This window comes from Dietzia sp. UBA5065 (genome assembly GCA_002415925.1).
Lineage (GTDB): Bacteria > Actinomycetota > Actinomycetes > Mycobacteriales > Mycobacteriaceae > Dietzia.
Genome location: DIAZ01000041.1, coordinates 1 through 5,610 on the forward strand (window position 1 = coordinate 1; position 5,610 = coordinate 5,610).

A 5,610-nucleotide genomic window follows, 5' to 3' on the forward strand; every position below is an offset into this window, starting at 1 on the left:
CTGGCCGACGACGCCGAGCGGCTCCTGGAAGTGGTAGGCGACCGTGTCCCCGTTGATCTCGGAGATGCCGCCCTCCTGCGCCCGGATCGCGCCGGCGAAGTAGCGGAAGTGGTCGATGGCCAGCGGGATGTCCGCCGCCAGGCACTCGCGGATCGCCTTGCCGTTGTCCCAGGACTCGGCGAGGGCGATCTTCTCGAGGTTCTCCTCCATACGGTCGGCGATCTTGAGCAGGACCCGCGAACGCTCGGCGACGGGGCTCGCGCCCCACGCCGGGGCGGCGGCCCACGCGGCGTCGAGCGCGGCCTCGATGTCCTCGGCGGTACCGCGGCCGACCTCGCAGAACACCTGACCGGTCTGGGGGGCGATGTTCTCGAAGTACTCGCCCTTGACGGGAGCAACCCACTCGCCACCGATGAAGTGGTCGTAGCGGGTCTCGAAGGACATCACCGCGTCTGCGGCACCGGGCTGGGAGAAGACGGGCATGTCGACACCTCTCGCGTACTGGGGGACGCCGACCCGTGCGGCCGACGACTGTGATGCACGACACTATCCGCGCGGGGGTTGCACCGACGTTGCAATGCCCACAACGGCACGCCGCTCCGTCGCCCCGAAAGGCGCCACCTCACGCTCCAAGACGACCGTCCAGAACAGTCAACATTGACGCCGCCTCAGACCGGCTCGCCCGCCCCAGGCCCGGCGCCACGGCGAGCGCGCCCCACGCCTCAAGATCCTCGCGCCCCGGCCCCGCAACCCAGCCCTGCAGGGCCGCCGTCGATCCGCCGGCCAGCACCGCCGACCGCACCCGCACGTGCAACTCCTCGCGGAGTTCGACGACCCCGAGCGCATCCGAGGATGGCAACAGCGGCCCCCGGTAGGCGGCCACCGCAGCCGTGATGTCGTGAGGCAGCAGCCGCTCCACCTCGGCCACATCGGTGGAGAGCAGCCCGTCCGCCAGCCGATATGGTCGCGATTCGATCGACCGCGCCCCCAGCACGCGCCGCAGGCGGGACACCTCCGCACGCACGCTGACCTCGTCCAGCCGGCCCTCCGCAAGAAGTTCGGCGAGCACGCCACCGGGCAGCCCGTCAGGATGCTCGGCCAGTAGGACGAGAATCTCGGCGTGGCGCCCCGTGACAGGACCGACGCCCGCCAACGAAGGCCGCCGGGTGCCGAGCACCTGCAGGCGGCGCGTGGCCGTCGCGGCGACCGCTCCAACGTCCTGCCCTGCGGCATCCCGACCTGCGACGTCCCCGGTGACCGCACCCTCAATGCCCCGGCTGATACCGCTCGGCACCAGGACCCCAGCCGCGGTGGACCGCAGCTCCGCCTCCGCGAGCAGCGCAGTTGCCTTGACCAGCGCAAGCATCTCGTCCGACGCCGCCGAATCCCGACCCGTCACATCGATCCCACCGATCACCTGCCCGGTGACCGGGTCGTGCACCGGCGCCGCCGAGCAACTCCACGAATGCGCCGGCGCGAGGTAGTGCTCCTCGCCGCGCACCCGCAGCGGGACGTCATGCCGGACGGCGAGACCCGGGGCATTGGCACCCACCACGTCGTCACTCCAGAGCGCGCCGGCGACGAACGCCATCCGTTCCGCCCGATTCCGCACGCCGCTGTTCCCGAACAGCCAGAGCAGGCGACCGTCGGCGTCCGCCACAGCGACGAGGTGCCCACTGTCCACCACTCCCGAGACCAGCACCTTCTCGACCAGCGGGAGCACGGAGACCATCCGATGCCCGGCCCGATGCGCGGAAAGCTCGGCACCCTGCAGGTCCACCACGGGATCCGAGCGCTCCGGGTCGATTCCCAGACGCTTGCTCCGTTCCCATGACCCGGCGACCAGAGTGGCGACCGCAGCCCGTGTACCTGCCGACATGCCGCCAGTGTAACCGGGGTCACAGAAACATGACGTGCGCCTCATAAAAGGATTCGAATAGACCGCGCCCAACACAGATGCCGAGTCGCCCTCTAGACTCGTAGGTGACACAGGCCACACATGACCTAAGGATCGCGATGACCACCGAGTTCTCCAGCCCACCCGCAACCAAGAAGTTCCCCGTCGAGAACCTCGGCCGACTCGTGTTCAAGAACGCTGAGGAAGCACCGAACGACGTCGCCGTGCAGCGCCTGGTCGGCGATACCTGGACCGACGTCACCTGTGCGCAGTACCTGGCGGAGGTGAAGGGGGTCGCCAAGGGCCTCATCGCCAAGGGTGTCAAGACCGGTGACCGCCTCGCGATCATGAGCCACACCCGCTACGAGTGGTCGCTCATCGCCTGGGCCTCCTGGGTCGTCGGCGCCGTGACGGTCCCGATCTACGAGACCTCCTCCCCACACCAGTGCAACTGGATCCTTACCGACTCGGGCTCCTCGATCGCCATCGTGGAGAACACGGAGCTGCGCGACATCCTCACCGCCGAGACCGACTGGAAGGGCGACATCCTCATCATCGAGGAGGACCTGGTCGCTCACCTCACCGAGGCCGGCGCCAGCATCTCGGACGAGGAGGTCGAGAAGGCCTCGATGTCGACCAACCACGACTCGACCTGTGCGATCGTCTACACCTCCGGTACGACCGGCAACCCCAAGGGCTGCGAGATCGTTCACGGTGGCTTCGGTGACGTCGTCGTGGCCGTCGAGCAGCGCCTGGAGGCGGCGTTCGTCCCGAACAGCCGCACCCTGATCTTCCTCCCGCTGGCGCACGTCCTCGCCCGCATCGTGGAGGTGGCCTGCTTCTACAAGCGCGTCACCGTCGCCCACGAGCCCGACGCCACCAAGGTCGTCGAGCGCCTGGCCGAGATCCACCCGACGTTCCTCGTGTCCGTGCCGCGGGTGCTGGAGAAGGTCTACAACTCCGCCGCCGCCAAGGCCGAGACCGCCGGCGGCGCCAAGGCCAAGATCTTCGGTGCCGCAGTCCAGACCGCCATCGACTACTCCATGGCTCTCGAGGGCGGCGGCAAGCCGGGACTCGGCCTGCAGCTCAAGCAGAAGCTGTTCGCCAAGCTCGTCTACTCGAAGCTGCACGCGGCCCTCGGCGGCGAGTGCAACCGCATCATCTCCGGCGGCGGCCCGCTCGGTGCCCGCCTCGGCCACTTCTACCGCGGTGCCGGCTTCGACCTGCTCGAGGGCTACGGTCTCACCGAGTCCTCGGGCGTCCTCACGGTCAACCCGATCAACGAGGCCAAGATCGGCACCGTCGGCAAGCCGATCCCGGGTGTCACCATCCAGATCGCCGAGGACGGCGAAATCCTGGCCAAGGCCAAGACCCTGTTCAAGGGCTACTGGCAGAACCCGCAGGCCAACGAGGATTCCTGGTCCGGCGAGTGGTACCACACCGGCGACATCGGCGAGCTGGACTCGGACGGCTACCTGTCCATCACCGGCCGCAAGAAGGAGCTCATCGTCACCGCCGGCGGCAAGAACGTCTCGCCGTCGCAGCTCGAGGACAAGCTCGCGTCTGATCCGCTGATCAGCCAGGCCGTCGTGGTGGGCGACAACCGCAGCTACATCGCGGCCCTCATCACCATCGACCAGGAGACCTTCCCGGGTTGGCGCGAGAAGAACGGCAAGTCCGGCGAGCTGGCCGACCTGCTCCAGGACGGCGACCTCGTGGGCGCCGTGCAGGACGCCGTGGACCGGGCCAACAAGTCCGTCTCCCGCGCCGAGTCGATCCGCAAGTTCAAGATCCTCGCTGACGAGTTCACCGTCGAGGGTGGCGAGCTCACGCCGACGCTCAAGCTCAAGCGCAACGTCGTGCACGAGCGCTGGGCGGACGACATCGAAAACCTCTACACGTAAGTCCTCGTTGACGACAAGGCCCGCTCCCGTCCGGAAGGACCGGGAGCGGGCCTTTCCGTCGCCTCGGGTCGGGCGAACCCGGCCTCGACCTGGTCGCGCCCGGGGCGATCACGGCGACTCATCTGATCTCGCCCTCGTGCGATGTCGTCACATCGGTTAGACTCCAGAATAGACAGATCGGTTCATTCTCATCAGAACGGAACACACCATGGCGCAGATCTACTCTGACATCACCGAAACCATCGGCCGCACGCCCCTGGTCCGCCTCAACTCCGTGACCGAGGGACTCCAGGCGACCGTGATCGCCAAGCTCGAGTCCGCCAACCCGGCCAGCAGCGTCAAGGACCGCATCGGTGCCGCCATCATCGACGACGCGGTGGCCTCGGGAGGCCTCAAGCCCGGCGGCACCATCGTCGAGGGCACCTCCGGCAACACCGGTATCGCCCTGTCCATGGTCGCGGCGGCCCGCGGCTACAAGGCCGTCATCGTCATGCCGGACACCATGTCCGTCGAGCGCCGCGCCGTGATGCGCGCCTACGGTGCCGAGCTCATCCTCACGCCGGGTTCGGAGGGCATGAAGGGGGCTGTCGCCAAAGCCCAGGAGGTCTCCGACAGCCGCGAGAATGCGGTTCTGGCCCGCCAATTCGCCAACCCGGCCAACGTCGACGTACACCGTCGCACCACCGGACCGGAGATCTGGGAGGACACGGAGGGCGGCGTCGACATCTTCGTCGCCGGCATCGGCACCGGCGGCACCATCTCGGGCGCCGGCAACTACCTGCGCTCGCAGAAGTCGGACATCGAGATCGTCGCCGTCGAACCCAAGGACTCGCCGCTGCTGACCGAGGGCAAGGCCGGCCCGCACAAGATCCAGGGCCTCGGCGCCAACTTCGTGCCGGAGATCCTCGACCGCGAGATCTACAACGAGGTCATCGACGTCACCCTCGAGGACTCCCTCGCCATCTCCCGCCGCCTCGGCCAGGAGGAGGGCATCCTCTGCGGCATCTCCTCCGGCGCCAACGTCTGGGCCGCGCTCGAGCTCGCCAAGCGTCCCGAGAACGCCGGCAAGACCATCGTCGTGATCGTGTGCGACTACGGCGAGCGCTACGTCTCCACCATGCTCTTCGAGGACTACCGCGACTGATGTCCCGTTCCACCGACCGTCCGGCGGGGTTCCTGCGCGTCATGCGCGAGGACCTCGCCGCGGCGCGCGCCCACGATCCGGCGGCCCGCGGCGACCTCGAGAACGCGGTCGTCTACTCCGGCCTCCACGCCATCTGGATCCACCGCGTCTCCCACCGCCTGTGGCTCGCCGGTGGGGCCGGCCGGACCACCGCGCGCGTGTTGTCCCAGTTCTCCCGATTCCTCACGGGGATCGAGATCCACCCGGGTGCCACCATCGGCCGACGGTTCTTCATCGACCACGGCATGGGTGTGGTGATCGGCGAGACCGCCGAGATCGGCGACGACTGCATGCTCTATCACGGCGTCACACTCGGCGGCGTCTCGCTCAAACAGGTCAAGCGGCACCCCACCCTGGGCGACCGCGTGACCGTGGGCGCCGGGGCCAAGATCCTCGGCCCCGTCCGGATCGGCGACGACTCGTCGGTCGGCGCCAACGCCGTCGTGGTCAAGGACGCCCCCGCGAACTCGATCGTCGTGGGCATCCCGGGCGTCGCCAAGCCCGTCAAGTCGACAAAGGAAGAGCTGCGCGATGCGCAGTTCTACATCGACCCGGCCATCTACATCTAGCTCCTCCCGGCCACGGGCGCTCATCCCGGCCGCTCCCGGCCGCGGGCGCTGATTCCT

At 68.4% G+C, this 5,610-nt stretch carries 5 protein-coding genes; 3 read left to right on the plus strand and 2 right to left on the minus strand.

The features are described from left to right. Both B4M60_RS02940 and B4M60_RS02945 read right to left on the minus strand, forming a co-directional pair. Positions 1–483, minus strand: a 483-nt coding sequence (locus B4M60_RS02940) for an aldehyde dehydrogenase family protein (protein ID WP_291080132.1), incomplete at its 3' end; no start/stop codon positions are given. Between the two features lie 139 nt (positions 484–622). Beyond that, positions 623–1,879: a GAF domain-containing protein gene (locus B4M60_RS02945; RefSeq protein WP_291080134.1), complete on the minus strand. Its 1,257-nt coding sequence runs from the start codon at positions 1,877–1,879 to the stop codon at positions 623–625. A 137-nt stretch (positions 1,880–2,016) separates the two neighbouring features. Between B4M60_RS02945 and B4M60_RS02950 the strand changes: the two genes are divergently transcribed. The 3 genes from B4M60_RS02950 (at position 2,017) to epsC (ending at position 5,553) form a co-directional block, all read left to right on the plus strand. Next, a complete protein-coding gene (locus tag B4M60_RS02950; RefSeq protein WP_291080136.1) occupies positions 2,017–3,801 on the plus strand; it encodes an AMP-dependent synthetase/ligase in 1,785 nt (594 codons plus the stop codon). 208 nt (positions 3,802–4,009) lie between these two features. Further along, a complete protein-coding gene (cysK, locus tag B4M60_RS02955; protein WP_291080138.1) occupies positions 4,010–4,945 on the plus strand; it encodes a cysteine synthase A in 936 nt (311 codons plus the stop codon). Further along, positions 4,945–5,553 (plus strand): serine O-acetyltransferase EpsC, encoded by a 609-nt coding sequence (epsC, locus tag B4M60_RS02960; protein ID WP_291080140.1) that lies wholly within the window; start codon positions 4,945–4,947, stop codon positions 5,551–5,553. Before cysK ends, epsC begins: the two co-directional genes overlap by 1 nt. Positions 5,554–5,610 lie beyond the last annotated feature (57 nt).

What these genes read in the sequence shown, in the direction of transcription:
- B4M60_RS02945 (WP_291080134.1), bottom strand. Translation starts at nt 1,879, where the DNA reads ATGTCGGCAGGTACACGGGCTGCGGTCGCCACTCTGGTCGCCGGGTCA.
- B4M60_RS02950 (WP_291080136.1), top strand. Translation starts at nt 2,017, where the DNA reads ATGACCACCGAGTTCTCCAGCCCACCCGCAACCAAGAAGTTCCCCGTC.
- cysK (WP_291080138.1), top strand. Translation starts at nt 4,010, where the DNA reads ATGGCGCAGATCTACTCTGACATCACCGAAACCATCGGCCGCACGCCC.
- epsC (WP_291080140.1), top strand. Translation starts at nt 4,945, where the DNA reads ATGTCCCGTTCCACCGACCGTCCGGCGGGGTTCCTGCGCGTCATGCGC.